This window comes from Neomoorella sulfitireducens, from assembly GCF_024733845.1.
Lineage (GTDB): Bacteria > Bacillota > DSM-521 > Neomoorellales > Neomoorellaceae > Neomoorella > Neomoorella sulfitireducens.
This window is the reverse complement of record NZ_JANRHG010000006.1, coordinates 31,587-49,676: the sequence shown is the minus strand read 5'-3', so window position 1 is coordinate 49,676 and position 18,090 is coordinate 31,587. Positions and strand designations below refer to the sequence as shown.

Here is an 18,090-nt window from a genome sequence, read left to right as displayed (position 1 = left end):
ATGAGAATGTAAGTGCAAGCCTAATTAGCCGCATGATATATTATAGACAGTACTCGCAAGTACTTTTGGGCAAATTTTTAAATATAATAGCTATAGGATAATAGCTATAGGAAATGGCGTCCAATAAATAATTTTATGCTCTCGCATTATTTGTTCCGGGAGGTGGTTTGCTTTTATCGGGCATGAAAGTCGGGATTTTTGGGGGGTGGGAAGGACTTTTTGCAGGTGTGATTGTGGTGGTTTTAACAAAGTGCCCATCTTAGATGTAGTAAGTATTAAAAGACTGGTCGACGAGGATCAAAAATAAAATTGGGAGGGTGACATACGATGGCACAGCCCGTCGCAGGTAACAGCCTGCCCGAAAAGGGTGGTATTAACTGGTCGCCTTTATGGAAGCTTGAAGACTGGTGGGCAGTATGGATGGGCTTTATTTTAATTTTTCTTGCTGCTAGCGGCGTTATTACTAAGGTTCCTAGCATTGCCAAGTGGACCAGTCTGGCCAAGGCCTTTCCTGCCGGTATCTGGCCGCAGCTGCTGATTATGCTGGTTGGGTTGGGGATACTTACGGCGATAGCAGTAAAATTCATGGGCGAAAATATTGGGCGTTATGTGGGTGGATTTGTCGTCGTTTTTATCCTGGCAATTATCGCCCAATTGCTGGCCGCCCATAATATTGCCAAATCTTACAACCTGGAAGTACCCCTCTGGGGCTTGATTGTTGGGTTGCTGATCAGTAATACCATTAAAACCCCGGCGTGGGTTAAAGCAGCTGTAAAAACTGAGATGTTTATCAAAACCGGTTTAGTACTGCTGGGTTGCGAGATTCTATTTAACCGTATTGTCGCCCTTGGTCTTCCCGGCCTGCTGGTAGCCTGGATTGGGTGCCCGATTGTCTTAATCTTTACCTACTGGTTTGGCGCCAAGGTCCTGAAGCTAAAGCCGGAATTGGCCATGACCATGAGTGCTGCTGCTTCTGTTTGCGGTGTGTCGGCCGCTATTGCAACCGGCGCCGCCTGCGATGCCGACAAAGAAGAGGTCAGCGTGGCTATTACCATTTCCCTCATCTTCACCGTCATTATGCTTGTAGTCATGCCGCTCTTCATTATGGGCATTAATATGGACCCGGACGTAGGAGCTGCCTGGATTGGCGGTACCATTGACGCCACCGGCGCTGTTGTTGCCGCCGGTGCCTTCCTGGGCCAGCGGGGCCTGGAAGTGGCTTCGGTTGTAAAGATGGTACAGAACGTCCTGATCGGCGTCGTCGCCTTCTTTGTAGCCCTCATCTGGGCTACGCGGATGGGCGGAAGCGATGCGGCCGGCGAAGCCAATGCCAAGGTTATTTGGGACCGTTTCCCCAAATTTGTCCTGGGCTTTGTCGCCGCCTCCCTGCTCTTTTCCTTCATCCTGGTGCCTACTATGGGTGCAAAAACCGTGGATGGTATAGTTAAAATAACCAGCGGCCTGCGCGGCTGGCTCTTTGCCATGGCCTTTGTTTGCATCGGCCTCGAGGCCAACTTCCGTGACCTGCTGAAACAGGTCCAGGGTGGCAAGTCGGTGATTCAGTATATTGTAGGCCAGTTGTTCAACGTAGTCCTCACTTTATTCCTGGCGTGGCTGGCCTTTGGCGGCATTTTGTTCCCTAAAGCAATGTAGGAACAACCTGTACAATAAGCCCTGGCCTGCTGGTCGCCGGCCAGGGCTTATTAACTTAAGGAGGACCTTTTTGAGTATGAGTAACAAAAAAGTAAGAGTTGTAGAGATTCTGCTGGTTTTACTTCTTATCGGCGACCTGATTGTATTCTGGTGGGCGACGGACAGGCCCCAGGGCCTGGCCCCGGCCGATCCCAATGATAAACCCCAGCTGGTAAATACCCCTATTGAGGCTGCCAGTGCTGCCAGTTTAACGGCGGCACCTTCTGGAGGGCGGGTCCTATTTCCGCTATTACCGATGGAGCTTGCCTCTTCCAACGGCTCATCTTTGTACGAGGTCCTGGCTTTTGGCCGCCGGGAGAAGGACCTTTATTTATATGTGCGCCTTCATCAAAGCCTGGATCTCAGCCTGGAAAAAGGGTGGGGGAAAGCTTTCCAGGTCGTCGGCGATAATGGTAAAAGGTATTTTTACGACGTGGCCAGCTTACCCAATGCCGTCGAAATACACGACACTTTCGTAGACCTGCCTAACAATTTCCGGGCCAGGCAGACGGTAGTGCCCGGCGGTTACCGCGATTTGTTCCTGGCTTTCCCTACGTTTCCCCCGGATGTGAAACCTGCAAGCCTGCTGGTCGTTGAAGATTTTCTTGGTAATAGCCCTGCCAACCCCGGGATCACTTATGAGCAGGCGGTGATTGCCGGTAAAGGTACCATGCAGGATATAGGACCGCTAGCAGCCGTGAAGCCCGGCGAAAGAAAATATACCGGCAGTGGCAAGGCCGGTGACGGGATAAACCTTACCGTTAAGGGGATAAACGTGGACCATCTTTCCCAATGGCAGGTTTACCTCGAGGTCAGCTCCAGCCGGCAAGAAAGGCTCATTATAAATGATGCTGTGCTAATTGATACCAGTGGCCGTAATTATAACCTGATACAAATGGAAGATTTCTTAGAAGTGATACCGGAAAGTAATGGGGTTGGAGTATTAAACTTACTATTTGAACCCTTACCGGAAACGGTCACCGAACTTGAAATATGGCTTAAGTTTACAACGCCTGAAGGTGAAACGGCGGAAGCCCGATTTCCCATGGTGGCAGGATAGACCTAGCGTTGTTCCGGTTATCTAAAACACTTTTAATTATACCAAAAAAATTTTTCTCCTTAGCAGGAAAAACAGCTGCAATAGCGAAATTAGTGAAGGAGATAATTTAAACGGTTTTATAAATATCATAGTTATACTTGTATTGATTAATACAAAAGGGGGATGGCGGGATTGGCATTGTGGGAGTTATTCACAATAGCTATATTACCGTACCTGGCCATTGCCGTTTTGGTCTTGGGTTTGGGGTACAAAATTATTTACTGGCTTAAAGCCCCGGTAAACCTCCACTGGGAGCTTTTTCCTTACCCTCGTACTTCAGGGGAGCAGGCAGGTGAACTGTTAACCGAGGTCTTTACCCTGCGCAGCCTTTATATGCATAACCGGAGGATATGGCTGCCGTCCCTGGTAATGCACTACGGCATTTATCTGGTAGTTTTCTGGCTTTTATTTCTGGTAGTAGGGCTACCGTTGGCCGTTTACTTGGGAGTAACTGGGGGGTGCCTGGTTGCTGCCGGTTCCTTGCTTCTATTTCTTTCCCGGCTTATTAATCCTGAGTTGCGCCGGATTTCCGAACCGGTAGAGTATCTAAACCTGGCGTTTCTTTTCCTTCTGGCTGTGGCCGGCTTAATCGGCGGTGTCTTCCGGGATTTTTCCTTCAGGACTTATATTATCAGCTTGCTGACCCTGAAGCCCCATTTGTCTTTACCCGACAATTATCTGTTCTTCTTATTGCTGTTCTGGCTTTTTATGCTCTATATCCCCTTTACCCGTATGGCTCATTTTGCCGTCAAGTATTTTACCTACCACAAGGTTAAATGGGGTGAAATGGAATAATGCGCAAGGTTTTTGACGATTACCGGGTGCTCTCCGATGAATCCCTGAAACCCGATGAGCCGCGGGTAGAGAAATTCCTGCAGGCCATGAAAAAATCCCTGCAAAAAAAGGATAACTGGACCTTCTGGTTACCTTATACTCTATCTCTGGATACCTGTATGAAGTGCGGTACCTGCGCCGAGGTCTGCCCGGTTTACCTGGCCAGTGGGAAGAAAGATATTTACCATCCTGTTTACCGTTCTGATATGCTGCGCAAGGTCTACAAGCGTTACTTCACCCTGCCCGGCAGGCTTTTTCCCGCGTTAGTAGGGGCGGAGGACCTGACGGAAGAAAAACTTAATGCCATGGCCGAAAATATATACCGCTGCACCATTTGCCGGCGCTGTGCCTACGTCTGCCCGGTTGCCATTGATAACGGCGTCATTGCCCGGGAGGCGAGGAAGATCTTTGACGCTATTGACATTGCCCCGGACGAACTCAAGAAAAACGGGACCCAGAAGCAGATAAAGTTTGGTAACGCTACCGGCACACCTGCCAACGCCTTTCTGGATATGATCGAATTTCTCGAGGAAGAAATTGAGGACACAAAGGGCTATAAAGTTAAAATACCCGTTGATAAAGAGGGCGCCGAATACCTGCTCATGCATAATGCCGGTGACTACCTGGCCTTTGCCGAAACGGTTATGGGGGCGGCCGAGGTAATGGATGCCGCCGGCGTTGATTGGACCTTAAATTCCCCGGCGACAGGTGTTAACGACGCGGTTAATTACGGTGTATTCTATAGCGATGTGGAGTTTACTAATGTTCTTAAAGCACACGTAGAAACAGCCAAAAAAATGGGTATAAAAACCCTGGTGGTAGGCGAGTGCGGCCATGCCTATGAAGCCCTGAAGTATTTAATGTTAAGGCTCATTCCTCCTGCGGAAAGGCCCTTTGAAGTCAAGAGCATCCTGGAGCTGGAAGATGAATGGATCCGGGAGGGGCGAATCAAGGTTAACCCGGAGAAAAACCCGGAACCCGTTACTTACCATGATTCCTGCAAGCTGGGCCGCCTGGGCGGGATGTATGAAGAGCCGCGCCGGATTCTTAAAGCGTGTTGCCAGGATTTTCGTGAACTGACGCCCAACAGGGAAATGAGTATCTGTTGCGGCGGCGGCAGTGGTTTTGCTATCATGGAAAAGGGAGATTTTCGCAAATTCCGGATGGAAACCTACGGTAAGCTCAAGGCCGAGCAGTTGAAGGCTTCCGGGGCAAGCATCATTGCCCTGGCGTGTTCCAACTGCAAGGGCCAGTTTCGCGAGATCATCAATTACTACCGACTCCCGGTACGTTTTGCCGGCATAAGCGAACTGATCGCCAACGCCCTGGTGCGTTGAAAGGATGTAGTAATATGTAATTGTGGCGTTATTAGCCTGTAGCCTAAATATAAAGTTACAGGTATAATAAAAATATAGCAGGAGGTGTTGTCCATGCCAGCAATTAATGTTGGTGGCATCGAAATTGAAGTTGACGAGGACGGTTTCATTGCCGACCCCAGCAAGTGGAATGAGGCTGTAGCCAAAGCCCTGGCGGAAACCGAAGGGGTTACCGAACTGACAGAGAACCACTGGAAGGTTGTAAATTACCTGCGCCAGTATTACCAGCAGTTTGGCATAGCCCCTATGATCCGCAAGCTATGTAAAGAGACAGGGTTCAGCCTGAAAGAGATTTACGATCTCTTCCCCAGCGGACCGGCCAAAGGAGCCTGCAAGATTGCCGGTTTGCCCAAGCCTACCGGTTGTGTTTAAAGGAAACATAAACAGAGGAGGCCAGCGCACCAGTGCTGGCCTCTATATCAGTCCGGGGAGGGTGGACGGGTGCTGCCTTCTGATGAAAGGAAAAGAGAAATTGCCGCCCGGGCCAGGGAAAGAGGTATTATTTTAAACGAAGACCACTGGAAATTGATTGCTATCAGTTACAAATATTATGAGCAGCACCATACCATCTGTACCTTACGCAATTTGATTAAACTGAGCGGCCTGGAGAAAAAGCAGATCTATAAACTTTTCCCGGGCAATCCCATTGGCGAGATCAGCCAGATTACCGGCCTGCCCATGCCAAAGGAGTGTTAAATTTGCCCGAGGCGAGCCAGAAGTATACCTTTTGCCGCACGCTTTTAAACGGGCCTTCCCCCAGCCATGTCCGGGAACTAGGCAATAGTCGCTATCCACTGGCCATGTATGAACAGGGTCTTGCCGCAGGGGAATCGGCTTACGACCATGGCGGGTATATTAACATACCGGAATTACCTTCCGGTGTAGGGGTACGTAACAGCTGCCGGCCGGAGATAATAGAGGAATCGGCATACCTGCGTATCCTGCAACCGGCAGGGGGCTGGCTGTCGGCCGGGACATTGGAAAAATTGGCCGCATGCGCGGAAACCTACGGTAAAAGCCTTATTCATTTTACCAGCGGCGGCACTATTGAGATTTACACTACCAGGGAGCAAATGGTCCCTGCGGTCCGTGAATTGAATGCCGCCGGTCTGGATGTAGGTTCTACGGGGAATGACCTGCGCTGCTTGACGGCTTGTTGCGGCCCGGCCAGGTGTGATGCAGCCCTTATCGATGCCCCGGCCCTGGCCACTTACCTGGGGCAGCGCTTTATTGATGAGCAGCAGTATCCCGGTTATCCCCAAAAGGTTAAAAGCGGCGTGTCAGGTTGCCCCAATGACTGTACCCGGGCAATGATGCAAAAGGACCACTCCTTTATCGGCGTATACCGTGATCTACCGCAGATAAACAGTGAAGCCCTTCTTGCCTGGCAGGAGGCCGGCGGTGATTTGAAAGGACTGCTGGCGTCGTGCCCAACGGAAGCCCTGGTATGGACGGGCTCCACCCTGGCTGTGGACCCCCAAAAATGCTGGCATTGTATGGTTTGTATTAATCTCTGCCCGGCCATTCGCCCCGGCCGGGAGCGGGGTGTGGCCTGGGTAGCGGGAGGGAAGTACGGCCACCGCGGGCCCCAGGGTCCTATGGTTGGTTATGTCCTTGTACCTTTTATCCCTATCAAGGATAACGATTATACAACCATTGGCGATCTCTTTGGTGCCTTCCTAGAACTCTGGGCCGACAATGCCCAGAAAAAAGAACGGGTGGGAGACTTTATCTCCCGTGTGGGTCCTCTCTGGGTTATCAAAGAACTGGGTTTAAACGCCGTGCCCCAGATTCTTATAAGTCCCGGAAGAAATGGATTTTAACTACAAACTAAAGGAGGCTGCCGGGGTGAACACACCTGACCTGCCGGCCGGTATTATGCCCGATTATCGCCGGGAGATACCTGCCGGGTTACTGGCCCGCCAGGGGAGCTGGATATGGCATGAAATTTTACAACCGGGCGTTATTCGTCACCTGGCGGCAGATGGCAGTACTTTGTTAACAGTACGCATCCTGTTGCCTCCTAACGGCCTTTTAAGTGCAGCTACTTTGCGCCGGCTGGCCGGTTGGATCCGGGAGTATGCTTTAACCGGTCGCCGGACGAGCCGCCAGGGATTTGAGTTTGTTGGCGTCAAACCTGAAAAACTGGAAAAACTCCTGGCCGAACTGGAGGCCGCCGGCTTCCCGGCAGGAGGTACAGGCAAGTCTTTACACCAGGTTAAATGCTGCACCTCCTTTGTCCATTGCCAGAATGCCGCCGTTGATGCCCCCAGTATTGCCAAGGTAATAACTGATTTTTTTTACCGGGACTTTTTACAACAGGAATTACCTGCTCCCTTGAAAATTTCAATAGGCGGTTGCCCCAACCAGTGCGGCGGTGGGGTAGAAGCCGATATTGGTATTTTAGGATGGTATGAGTCCGTACCGGAAGTTGATGAGGAAAGATTCCTTGCCGCCAATATTGATATAGGCCTCCTGGTATCATGGTGTCCCACAGGGGCCATCCTGACACGGCAAGTTAAGGATGGGATGGTAGTATCTATTGATGCTGATCGTTGTGTGCGTTGCACTTCCTGTGTTCAGGTGGCACCTGAAGGCATCAGCTTGAAAAAAAGGAGCTATGTAGATATTGCCGTAGGAGGGCATGGGGGTAACAGCTACAGCGGGCCCGAAATGGCGGCCGTCGTTTTTACCCGGATACCCGCCCGGCCACTGGAATATAAGGCCATTATTGACCGCATTGAGGCCATTATCAACTACTGGCGCCGGTCTGGAAAACCGGGCGAAAGGCTGGCCGGGTTTATAGAACGTACAGGGTGGAGCAGTTTCTTAGAAGCTATTGGCGCCGGTGGTGTCGAAGAACCGGGAGACAAACCATCTTTACAAACAAATTTCCGCCGTGACCTGCATTTTCGCTATTAAGGGGAGGTAAGGGAGGCGTGCGCCTGGTAATAGCCGCGCCCCACGGGCGGTCGGGAAAAACAACCATTACGTTGGGGTTAATTGTTGCTTTACGGCAAAGGGGGCTGGTAGTGCAGCCTTTTAAAAAAGGGCCGGATTTCATCGACCCCGGATGGCTGACCCTGGCTGCCGGTCGCCCCTGCCGCAATCTGGATTTATTCTTTCTCCCGCCGGAAAAGTTGTTGCAACACTTCAGTACCAGCTGCCGGGGAGCCGATATGGGTTTAATAGAAGGGGCTATGGGGCTCTTTGACGGCCTGGACCTGGAAGGTAGCAACAGTACTGCTGCCCTTGCCCGTACCCTTAATTGCCCGGTTATTTTGATTATCAATGCTCTTCGCATGACCAGGAGTGCGGCGGCTATGGTGCAGGGTTTTCAAAATTTTGATCCCGGGGTAAAAATAGCGGGGGTTATCTTAAACCAGGTAGCCCGGCCCCGCCATGAAGACATGCTGCGGCGCTCCATTGAACACTATACCGGCTTACCCGTGCTGGGAGCTATGCCTAAAAAAAAGGACTATGTTATTCCCGATCGGCATCTGGGGCTTGTCCCGGCTGCAGAAAACGAGGACATCCATGCCGCCCTGGCCGCTACAGGGACGGCCGTAGCTGCCAATGTGGATCTGGACGCCCTGCTGGCCATTGCCAGCCAGGTTCCGGACCTGCCTCCCGGCCCGGAACACCGGCAGCCGCCATCACCGCGGGTACGCCTGGGAATTTTTCGCGACCGTGCCTTTACCTTTTATTATCCGGAGAACCTGGAGGCCCTGGAGCAGGCCGGGGCGGAAATATCACTTGTAAATAGCCTGGAGGATGAAAAGCTCCCGGACATTGAAGGCCTGTATATAGGGGGCGGGTTTCCTGAAGTTTTTGCCGCCCGGTTGGAGGCAAATGTATCCCTGCGCCGGGCCGTAAAAAGGGCCATAGTTGAAGGTATGCCTGTATATGCCGAGTGCGGCGGTTTGATGTACCTGGCCAGGCGTCTTAATTACCAGGGACGCTGGTATGAAATGAGCGGCGCCTTACCCTTTGATGTCACCATGTCTTCCCGGCCCCAGGGACATGGCTATACAACTATGATGGTGGAAGGGGAAAGTCCCTTCTTCAGCCGGGGTAGTCTTATTAAAGGTCATGAGTTTCATCATTCCCGGGTAATAAACTTAGACCGTCAGGCCGTGGATTTTCTTTACCGGGTCAAGCGCGGCTTTGGTATTGACGGCCGGGTAGACGGTATCCTTTATAATAATGTCCTGGCCGGATACAACCATCTTTATGCCCTCACCCACCCCGAGTGGGCCGCCAATCTGGTAGGTCTGGCCTCAGGAAAAGGGTAAAAAGATGGGATTACGCGGGAAATAAGGAGGAGCAGCTGGATGACGATAGGGGAAAAAATAAGAAAGTTAAGAGAAGAGCGGGGCGTATCCCTGGAAGAACTGGCGGACCGGCTGGACATAGCACCGGATTGTATGGTTGAGGTAGAAAAGGGGGAAAGACGCCTCTCGGCCGCAACCTTGACAGAAGTCGCAGGTATTTTCGGAGTCGATATTAGCTATTTTAAAGAGGAAAACGGGGAAGCAGAAAAAAATAACTTGGGCTTCAGATTAAGGCGCCTGCGCGAGCAGAAAGGGATAACCTTAAGTGAATTAAGCCGCCGTTCCGGCGTGTCCCTGGCCCATATCAGCGAGATCGAGCGTTCGCGATCGACGGCCTCTTTAAAAACTTTAGAAAAACTTGCTGCCGTTCTTGAGGTATCCCCCAGCTCTCTATTGCGTTCCGCCCAGGAAGACACCCTTGGTAATAAATTAAAGCGCCTGCGGGAAAAGATGGGCCTGACCCAGAAGGAGCTAGCCCAGCAGGTAGGTATTTCCCATAGCCTTATCGGCCAGATTGAGACGGATCGCATCCAGCCCTCCCTGGCCACATTAAGCAGCCTGGCCGAAGCCCTCGGGGTATCAACCTGCTACTTCCTTATGGAGGAAGAAGAAGAAGATTTATACCTGGGTTACCGCCTGCCGGCAGACGTCAGGGAAGCCTTGCGGCGCCAGGTTCTCCAGGAGATTGTACGCGCCCTGGCCGATTGGGATGAAAGGGAGATTAGCGGGCTCCTCGGTTTTCTACATTTATTAAATGAAAACCGGCGTCCTTTAAGCAAGGCTGCGGAAGACCAGTACCAGGAAATACGACGCTTTGTGAGCCGTGCTACTGAGGAAAAGCGCAACCTGGTGCTAAACCTGATAAAATTACTGCAGGGCAACTCCCGGGAGGAAGATTCTTAGTGGTGCGGAAGGTACTTGATTGCCGGGGTATGCACTGTACCGGCCCGTTAATGGCCACGGCCAAACAGATGCAAAAACTCAAGCCGGGGGACTTGCTGGAAGTGTGGGTCGATGACCTGGCGTCGGAGTTTGATTTACCGGCGTGGTGCCGGGAGGCCGGCCATAAAATTATCAGTAAAGAAATAAGGGACGATTATTACTGTTATCTTATTCGCAAGAAAGATTCTAGAATATAAATATAGCCTTGTAGTTCCACTGTATTTTGCCCGGACGGGCCTTTTTATTATGCCTTTTTGTTATACATGGCATGGCCGAAAGCTGGTAAAATAAGAGGAGAAAGGGGGACGGGAATAATGGGACAAGAAAACACCTGCGGGTTCAGCCCCGGGATAAAAAATCCCAGGTTAACCAGCCTTTCTTGCAGTTCCGGGTGAGCGGCTAAAATGGGTCCGGGGACCCTTAACCAGGTATTGCAGTACTTACCGGTAATGGCCGATCCTAACCTCCTGGTAGGAATGAACAGCGTCGACGATGCCGGCGTTTATCGATTAACTGAGGAACTGGCTATCATCCAGACCGTTGACTTTTTTACGCCCATTGTTGATGATCCCTACCTCTATGGCCAGATTGCCGCGGCCAATGCCCTTAGCGACGTCTATGCCATGGGAGGAACTCCCCTTACGGCCATGAATATTGTGGCCTTTCCCACCAGAAAAGTAGATGTTACCGTCCTGGGGGAGATACTGCGGGGAGGTGCCGATAAAATCCTGGAAGCGGGAGCAGTTCTGGTCGGCGGGCACAGCATTGACGATGATGAGCCAAAATACGGGCTGGCAGTAACCGGTATTGTGCACCCCAACAGGATAATCACCAATTGTGGTGCCCGGCCGGGGGACAGGTTGATTCTTACCAAACCCCTGGGGACGGGAATTATAGCTACCGCCATTAAAGCCGAAATGGCGACATCGGAAGTAGAGCAGGAAACCAGCCGCTGGATGGCCACTTTAAACCGGGATGCTGCGGCAGCTATGGTAGCTGTAGGGGTCCATGCCTGCACTGATATTACCGGTTTTGGTCTCCTGGGACATGGCCTGGAAATGGCCCGGGGGAGCGGTGTAAACCTGGTTTTCCATGCCGGTGATATCCCGGTATTGCCCCGGGCCAGGGAATTTGCTGCCATGGGAATGGTACCGGCCGGTGCCTATAATAACCGCCATTATGTTGAGAATGATGTAAGGATGGCTCCCGGTGTACCGGAAGCTCTCCAGGATTTACTTTATGACCCGCAAACATCCGGAGGGCTCCTGATCTCCGTAGCTGCAGATAAAGCGAGAGATCTGATGGCGGCTTTACAGGAACGCGGTGTCAAGGCAGCCAGGATTGTCGGTGAAGTGGAAGAAGGGACGGGCTGGATAACCGTCTTGCCGTGACCCGGATTGTCGATGGTTATGGAATATATCGATACATAACGGCAGGTTATTGGCCTGTCGTTATGTTTTTAATTAGGAATGAAGAAAAATTTCGGGCGGCAGCAGGAATTTTAAGAGAAATAGCGAACTAAATTTATAAATAGCAAAAATGAACGCTTTGGCCAGCGGTATTAAACAGTTATGTGAATAAAGAAGCAAAGCCACGGTAAGGGAAAGATCGTTTCTTAGCAGGTATATATGCGACACCCTTTTAAAAGCAGACTTGGGATTGTGTTAACAATATTTAGCTGCCGGGACCTGGGAACGCTAACAATATAATTAACACTTACCCCAAACAAGTATATCAAATGTTATGCCGGAAAGGAGGCGAAGTTATAATTCATTTGAACTAATGCTGTTGCGGCTTAAGAACCGGTTCCTGCAATGAGGGGAACCAATACCAATCAATAAAGGGGGTACCGTTGATGGACTTTAAAGCAAAACGGCCACAGAAAGAAATAAAGTACGAAGAATTACGCATCTATACCGACGAAGAACTGCATAATTACTCGGAAGAAGAACTCAAGGATTTCAAAATCAAACACGACATCCCAATGTTAGAAGAGCTGGAGAAGGGGCCATGGCCAAGTTTTGTCACCGATGCTAAAAGGGAAGCCTTGCGCCGCAAAAAGCTCCCCAAAGAACGCATGATGATTGACCCGGACGTGGTGGATGATTTACTCGGTCAATTGGAATTATCCTTTGTCGACGGGGAAACCCACTGGAAACACGGCGGTATTGTCGGCGTCTTTGGCTATGGCGGCGGTGTTATAGGCCGTTATTCCGACGTTCCTGAAAAATATCCTTCGGTAGCCCATTTCCATACCCTGCGCGTCAACCAGCCGGCAAGTAAATTTTACAGAACCGATTACTTGCGGGCCCTCGCCGACCTCTGGGAATTCCGGGGCAGCGGTATTTTCAACATGCACGGGTCGACCGGCGACATTATTTTACTTGGTACCACCACCGAGCAGCTGGAGCCCCTCTTCTATGACCTTACCCATGAGCTGGACCAGGATCTTGGCGGTTCGGGTTCGAACCTGCGCACCCCTTCCTGCTGTATTGGTAAGGCCCGCTGCGAATTCGCCTGCATTGATACCCAGGACCTGTGTTATGAGCTGACCACCCATTACCAGGATGAATTGCACCGCCCGGCTTTCCCTTATAAATTCAAGATTAAGATTGACGGCTGTGCCAATGGCTGTGTGGCTTCCATAGCCCGCTCTGATATGTCTTTAATCGGCACCTGGCGGGATGAAATCCGCATTGACCAGGAGGCAGTCCGGGCCTACATCAATGGTGAAATAGAGCCCAACGGCGGCGCCCACAGCGGTCGAGACTGGGGCAAGTTCGATATCCAGAAGGAAGTTATTGACCTCTGCCCGACCGGTTGTATGACCATGGAGGACGGGAAGCTGGTAATCAATGACCAGGAATGTAACCGCTGCATGCATTGTATCAACGTCATGCCCAGGGCATTAAGGCCCGGCGTCGATTCAGGCGTTAGCATCCTTTTCGGTGCCAAAGCGCCTATCCTGGAGGGTGCCCAGCTGGCAGTATTGACCGTTCCCTTTATGAAAGCCGAGCCTCCCTATGACAACATTAAAGAGCTATTAGAGAAAGTCTGGGATTGGTGGATTGAGGAAGGCAAAAACCGCGAGCGCCTGGGTGAGTTGATCCAGCGCAAAGGTCTGCCGCGGTTCCTGGAAGTTATCGGCGTCCCGGCTGCCCCGCAGATGGTCAAGATGCCGCGCACCAACCCTTATATATTCTGGAAGGAAGAAGACGTGCCCGGCGGCTGGAAGCGCGATATCAAAGATTACCGTCTGCGGCATAAACGATAAAAGGAGGTTGACAACATGGCCTTATCACAAGAGCGCTTTGGTAAATATAATCCGGAGAAACCCACAGAAAACAGGATTACCGATATCGGCCCGAGGCACTTCTGGGATTTCTTTCCTCCCGTTATCCAGAAGAATTATGGCAAATGGCTTTACCATGACATCTTAGAACCGGGCATCATGGTGCATGTTGCCGAAAACGGGGACAAGGTTTTCACCGTAAGATGTGGCGGCGCCCGCTTTATGACGGCCGAAAATATCCGCGAGATCTGTGATATTGCCGATAAATATTGCGACGGCTACGTTCGTTTCACCACCCGCAATAACATCGAATTCATGGTCACCAGCTACGAAAAGGTAGAAGCGTTGAAAAACGACCTGTTAAGCCGTAAATATATAACCGGGAGCTATAAATATCCCATCGGAGGGACAGGGGCAGGGGTAACGAATATCGTCCATACCCAGGGCTACATTCACTGTCATACCCCGGCTACCGACGCTTCCTCCATGGTCAAAGCTATCATGGACGAACTCATGGACTACTTTACCGGTATGACTTTACCGGCCCATGTCAGGATATCCGTGGCCTGCTGCTTGAATATGTGCGGGGCCGTGCACTGCTCGGATATCGCCCTGCTGGGCATCCACCGCAAGCCGCCCATTGTTGACGATAACATTGATTCGATATGCGAAATCCCCCTGGCCATAGCTGCCTGCCCGGTGGGAGCACTGTCGCCCGGAAAAACTGAGGACGGGAGAAAAACGATCAAGGTCAAAGAAGAACGCTGCATGTTCTGCGGCAACTGCTATACCATGTGCCCCGCCCTGCCAATTGCCGATAAATTCGGCGACGGTGTAGCCGTCCTGGCCGGCGGCAAGATATCAAACCGGATCAGCGAACCTAAATTCTCCAAGGTAATTGTACCCTGGTTACCCAACAATTTCCCCCGTTTCCCGGAAGTAGTGGATACCGTCAAGAAGATTATTGAGGTTTATGCTGCTGATGCCAGGAAATATGAACGCATTGGCGACTGGGCGGAAAGGATCGGCTGGGAGAAGTTCTTTGAGAAGTGCGATCTGCCCTTTACCGAGCACCTGATTGACGACTATCGCCTGGCTTACGATACTTACCGGACCAGCACCCAGTTTAAATACACCCGGGCGGCCTGGGAGGTATCCAGGGCGGCAGGAGGTATTAAAGACTAGGCCTGCCTGATAATAAGGGGGTTATATAAATGATGGAGGAGATTAAACAGGCCATCCTCGAATTTGCCGAGACCAGCAAGAAGAGCAAGTTTTACTTTAAAGACCTGGAAAAGGCAGTCCAGGCCAAAATACCTGACGCCAAGATGAGGGATATTAAGAAGGCCGCTACGGAACTTGTTAATGAAGAAAAATTGATCTACTTCTCAACGGGTAGCACTACCATGTACGGGCTAAAGGGAAGGGGCATAACTGAAGATCAATAAGCAGGGATTTTAAATTATAAAGGGAGAGGCTGCCGGCGGCAAGAAGCAGCCTCTCCTTATATTAACCTGGCAAAAGGAAGGGCGAGAGGCATGCCACAGGCACAGGATTTTGAGGACTTTATATTAAAGCAAAAGCGGATGCTGGCGGAAAACCCCGAGTGCGCCACGGCAATGTATAACTTGGGTGTTTCTTATATGCAGCAGGGGAAATGGGAAGAGGCAATCGCGGCCTTTGAGGAAGCCATTGCCGGTAGCGGTCGCATGTTTGAAGCTTATGTAAACCTTGGCTACATCTACTGGCAAATGGGTGAGATGGAAAAGGTAATTGAGGCCAACACTAAGGCCATCGCCATCGAGCCGCGCTATGCGCGGGGATATGCCAACCTGGGATTTGCTTATTCCCAGATGGGCAGGACAGAAGAGGCCATTGCCGCTCTGGAAAAGGCCATAGAATTGAACCCCATGATCGTCCAGGCATGGAATAACCTGGCCAATTGTTATCTCCAGCAGGGTGACATAGCAAAGGCCATCGCTACCGGTCACAGGCTGCTGGAAATAGCGCCGGATTTTGCCCTGGGGCACAATAATCTTGCCTATGCTTATTATTTAAACGGGGACTTTGCCTGGGCCGTGAAACACGTGGATCGGGCCCTTGAACTGGGGTTTGAGGTCCATCCCGAATTTCTACAAAAACTGGAACCCTACCGTAAGGGTAAAGGGGATTCACATCCTGGCTAGCGCTTCAGACGCCAGTTGCCCTACAGTCTTTTTGTGCAGGGTCCCGTTTTCGTAAAGAGTTACCGGTTGCCCGTCCTCAAGGAGACCGGCCAGCATGTCCCTGGCCGCTGTGGTACCCAAGTTACCCAGGATCCAGGCCGTGTAGCCCCTGATCTCTGGGTCGGGGTCGTGGAGGAACTTGAGAAAGCGCAGGCTGGCCGGGCGGATGAGATCGGGCTTTACCCGGGCGATTCTGCCGATAGCGTGCAGGGCGCGTTTTTTGAAGGTTGTCTCCGCTAGCAGCTGGTACAGGGAGGGAATATACCCGGCAAAGGTTTCCGGGATACAGGCGATAATGAAACCGGCAGCATCGATGGCTCCCCAGCCCGAAGAACCGGGTTCTGTAACTGAGGCTAGTAAGCGCTGCAGCAGGTTGGCAATTGTTTGAGGGGATTTTTTTGCAATAACAGCGGCTGTTTTACCTAAAAAATCGGCGGCCCGCAAACGCAGCAGCTCATCGCCGCTATAAAGAAGTCGTTGTAAATCCCTGATGAGACGGCGGTCGGAAGCAGCTATTTCCAGCAAGGCCTCCACCTGGTATTCCCTGACCAGGGTTTCAATGTCTTTTTTGGTGAATTTTCTTTTGTCCGGGGATGCCATAAGGGCCGGTGATGGAGCGGTACTTGCCCGTAACGGCTTTTTTTGTCCCCCTTGCAGGGTAAACTCGAGGATATCAGGATGTAATTTCACGAAATAAAGGGCACCGGAAATCCTCCTGCCCTCATAGACTCCCCCGGGAATAATTAGATGTGTTTCGTAGTCATAGTTTTCAACCAGTTTTTCCACGTAATCTTCTTCCGGGAGCAGGCCCCAGGCCAGATCCCAGTCCATGTTGCAGCTCGAGACGAGGGCTTCTATGAAAGCGGCTCCCAGGTTGTGGCCGGTTAAATCACAGGCATAGACCGCGCCACAGGAACAGGTACCAACTGGCATTTCCTTTGGCCGGCGGACATCATGTTCTCCAGGCCTGGCAATGAGCAGCCCGCAAAAGGGACAGACGGGCTTGAAGGCAAGCTCCTTCTTCATTTAAGCTGCCATCTCCTCATTCTCCCTGTCCTTAATCTTCAGGTCCGGGTATATCCAGGGTCATACAATTGCTACCAGGGCTGCATGATTTGGTTGTAAGCTTTGGTTTTTGCTGGCTTTTTCCCGAACGGGTGATAAAGTTAACCCGGCTGATTACCCTTTCCAGGGAGGGGGACTGGCATTCGGGACACTGGAGTTCTACTTTTTCATGGATGCTGGCAAAACGCTTTTCAAAAAGCTTGCCGCAAGCCAAGCAACGAAATTCGTAGACAGGCATGGCTATTCCTCCAAATAAGAACTGTTTTTATTGTAGCAATCACGGCAATTACCGTCAACAACCGGTCTCTTCCTGGTAATTTTCCTCTGCATGGCGCCGATTGTGATGTAATGGGTGATAGTCTGGTGCAGGATTTATAGTGAAGGGAGACCTTTATAGAAGGCTTGGCCTGAACCTAGACATAGCTGTGGGCGCCGGGGAGGAGCAGCGAGACGCCAAAAAGGGTGAATAAGACCGCCAGGAAACCCACGATGGCCATTATGGCGGACCTTTTGCCCCGCCAGCCGTATGTCTTCCGGGCGTGGAGATAGGCGGCATAAATCAACCACGTAATTAAGGCCCAGGTTTCCTTTGGGTCCCAGCCCCACCACCTGCCCCATACCTCTTCAGCCCAGACAGCCCCCGTGATGAGGACCAAAGTCATGAAGGGGAAACCTATCGCTACCGACCAGTGAAGGAGGTTGTCGAGTTTGGCCAGGGACGGCAGGTTATTTACGTCGGGGCTATCGTATCCCTTTTCTTTGATGATATATATAATAGCCAGGCAAAAAGAAAGGCCAAAGGCGCCGTAAGCAATGATGGCCGTAATAACATGAAACTGCAACCACACACTCTGGAGGGCCGGCATCAAGGGACCAGGGCCGGAAGATAAAGTGTTGCTGTAGGAAAGGATAATTACAACCAGGATGGCTACCAGGGCTGCCAGCAGGTCTGATTTAATCACCCTGCGCGAGATTAGGTAAAAAAGGAGTATGCCCCAGGCAAATAGGAGGGTAAATTCATATAAATTGGCAAAGGGGAGCCTCCCGGCAGCTATACTGCGCAACACCAGGGCCAGGGTCAGGTAAGCAAAGGATAGTATGAGGGACGCCTGGACCATATAAGATATAAGCCTGCCGGGACGCCATAAGGAAATAAGGCTTAAAATTACGGCCGCCAGCAGAAAAATATAGGCCAAGAGATTGAAATTAGCTTCCATAACTTAACGCCTCC

At 51.2% G+C, this 18,090-nt stretch carries 19 protein-coding genes; 16 read left to right on the top strand and 3 right to left on the bottom strand.

Translation table 11 applies throughout. From position 1 onward, the window contains the following. The first annotated feature begins 327 nt into the window (after positions 1-327). The 16 genes from NWF31_RS07665 (at position 328) to NWF31_RS07590 (ending at position 15,755) form a co-directional block, all read left to right on the top strand. Positions 328-1,653: a YeiH family protein gene (locus tag NWF31_RS07665; RefSeq protein WP_258359918.1), complete on the top strand. Its 1,326-nt coding sequence runs from the start codon at positions 328-330 to the stop codon at positions 1,651-1,653. A 76-nt stretch (positions 1,654-1,729) separates the two neighbouring features. Continuing rightward, complete coding sequence (locus tag NWF31_RS07660) at positions 1,730-2,752, top strand: hypothetical protein (protein ID WP_258359917.1); 1,023 nt, start codon at positions 1,730-1,732, stop codon at positions 2,750-2,752. Positions 2,753-2,923: 171 nt separating this feature from the next. Next, a complete protein-coding gene (locus tag NWF31_RS07655; protein WP_258359916.1) occupies positions 2,924-3,586 on the top strand; it encodes a respiratory nitrate reductase subunit gamma in 663 nt (220 codons plus the stop codon). After that, on the top strand, positions 3,586-4,962 hold the full coding sequence (locus NWF31_RS07650) for a (Fe-S)-binding protein (RefSeq protein ID WP_258359915.1): 1,377 nt from the start codon (positions 3,586-3,588) through the stop codon (positions 4,960-4,962). Before NWF31_RS07655 ends, NWF31_RS07650 begins: the two co-directional genes overlap by 1 nt. Before the next feature lie 93 nt (positions 4,963-5,055). Further along, on the top strand, positions 5,056-5,373 hold the full coding sequence (locus tag NWF31_RS07645; RefSeq protein WP_141265047.1) for a TusE/DsrC/DsvC family sulfur relay protein: 318 nt from the start codon (positions 5,056-5,058) through the stop codon (positions 5,371-5,373). A 69-nt stretch (positions 5,374-5,442) separates the two neighbouring features. Next, the gene (locus tag NWF31_RS07640; RefSeq protein WP_258359914.1) at positions 5,443-5,697 is read left to right on the top strand and encodes a TusE/DsrC/DsvC family sulfur relay protein; all 255 of its coding nucleotides are present in this window, start codon (positions 5,443-5,445) and stop codon (positions 5,695-5,697) included. Positions 5,698-5,699: 2 nt separating this feature from the next. Then, the gene (locus tag NWF31_RS07635; RefSeq protein ID WP_258359913.1) at positions 5,700-6,824 is read left to right on the top strand and encodes a hypothetical protein; all 1,125 of its coding nucleotides are present in this window, start codon (positions 5,700-5,702) and stop codon (positions 6,822-6,824) included. Positions 6,825-6,849: 25 nt separating this feature from the next. Then, complete coding sequence (locus NWF31_RS07630; protein WP_258359912.1) at positions 6,850-7,923, top strand: hypothetical protein; 1,074 nt, start codon at positions 6,850-6,852, stop codon at positions 7,921-7,923. Positions 7,924-7,940: 17 nt separating this feature from the next. Next, positions 7,941-9,296: a cobyrinic acid a,c-diamide synthase CobB gene (locus NWF31_RS07625; protein ID WP_258359911.1), complete on the top strand. Its 1,356-nt coding sequence runs from the start codon at positions 7,941-7,943 to the stop codon at positions 9,294-9,296. A 39-nt stretch (positions 9,297-9,335) separates the two neighbouring features. Beyond that, positions 9,336-10,238, top strand: a complete 903-nt coding sequence (locus NWF31_RS07620) for a helix-turn-helix domain-containing protein (protein WP_258359910.1) — start codon at positions 9,336-9,338, stop codon at positions 10,236-10,238. Beyond that, positions 10,238-10,474, top strand: coding sequence for a sulfurtransferase TusA family protein (locus NWF31_RS07615; protein WP_258359909.1), 237 nt, complete (start codon positions 10,238-10,240; stop codon positions 10,472-10,474). The genes NWF31_RS07620 and NWF31_RS07615 overlap by 1 nt, the downstream gene beginning before the upstream one ends. Positions 10,475-10,591: 117 nt before the next feature. Continuing rightward, positions 10,592-11,668, top strand: a complete 1,077-nt coding sequence (gene selD / locus NWF31_RS07610; protein WP_277998891.1) for a selenide, water dikinase SelD — start codon at positions 10,592-10,594, stop codon at positions 11,666-11,668. Positions 11,669-12,132: 464 nt separating this feature from the next. Then, on the top strand, positions 12,133-13,551 hold the full coding sequence (gene dsrA / locus NWF31_RS07605) for a dissimilatory-type sulfite reductase subunit alpha (protein WP_258359908.1): 1,419 nt from the start codon (positions 12,133-12,135) through the stop codon (positions 13,549-13,551). A gap of 15 nt (positions 13,552-13,566) precedes the next feature. Next, positions 13,567-14,754 carry a dissimilatory-type sulfite reductase subunit beta gene (gene dsrB, locus NWF31_RS07600; RefSeq protein ID WP_258359907.1) on the top strand — a complete coding sequence of 396 codons (1,188 nt, stop codon included), beginning with the start codon at positions 13,567-13,569 and terminating at the stop codon, positions 14,752-14,754. Positions 14,755-14,786: 32 nt separating this feature from the next. After that, complete coding sequence (locus tag NWF31_RS07595) at positions 14,787-15,017, top strand: dissimilatory sulfite reductase D family protein (RefSeq protein WP_422880265.1); 231 nt, start codon at positions 14,787-14,789, stop codon at positions 15,015-15,017. Between the two features lie 90 nt (positions 15,018-15,107). Further along, the gene (locus NWF31_RS07590; RefSeq protein ID WP_258359905.1) at positions 15,108-15,755 is read left to right on the top strand and encodes a tetratricopeptide repeat protein; all 648 of its coding nucleotides are present in this window, start codon (positions 15,108-15,110) and stop codon (positions 15,753-15,755) included. Here the strand turns inward: NWF31_RS07590 and NWF31_RS07585 are convergent. From NWF31_RS07585 to ccsB, 3 genes are all read right to left on the bottom strand, one after another. Then, entirely contained in the window at positions 15,741-16,820 is a 1,080-nt protein-coding gene (locus NWF31_RS07585; protein WP_258359904.1) for a DVU0298 family protein, read from the bottom strand. The two genes, NWF31_RS07590 and NWF31_RS07585, sit on opposite strands and share 15 nt — an antisense overlap. 31 nt (positions 16,821-16,851) lie before the next feature. Beyond that, on the bottom strand, positions 16,852-17,097 hold the full coding sequence (locus NWF31_RS07580) for an FmdB family zinc ribbon protein (protein WP_258359903.1): 246 nt from the start codon (positions 17,095-17,097) through the stop codon (positions 16,852-16,854). Between the two features lie 175 nt (positions 17,098-17,272). Further along, positions 17,273-18,076 carry a c-type cytochrome biogenesis protein CcsB gene (gene ccsB, locus NWF31_RS07575; RefSeq protein ID WP_258359902.1) on the bottom strand — a complete coding sequence of 268 codons (804 nt, stop codon included), beginning with the start codon at positions 18,074-18,076 and terminating at the stop codon, positions 17,273-17,275. Positions 18,077-18,090 lie beyond the last annotated feature (14 nt).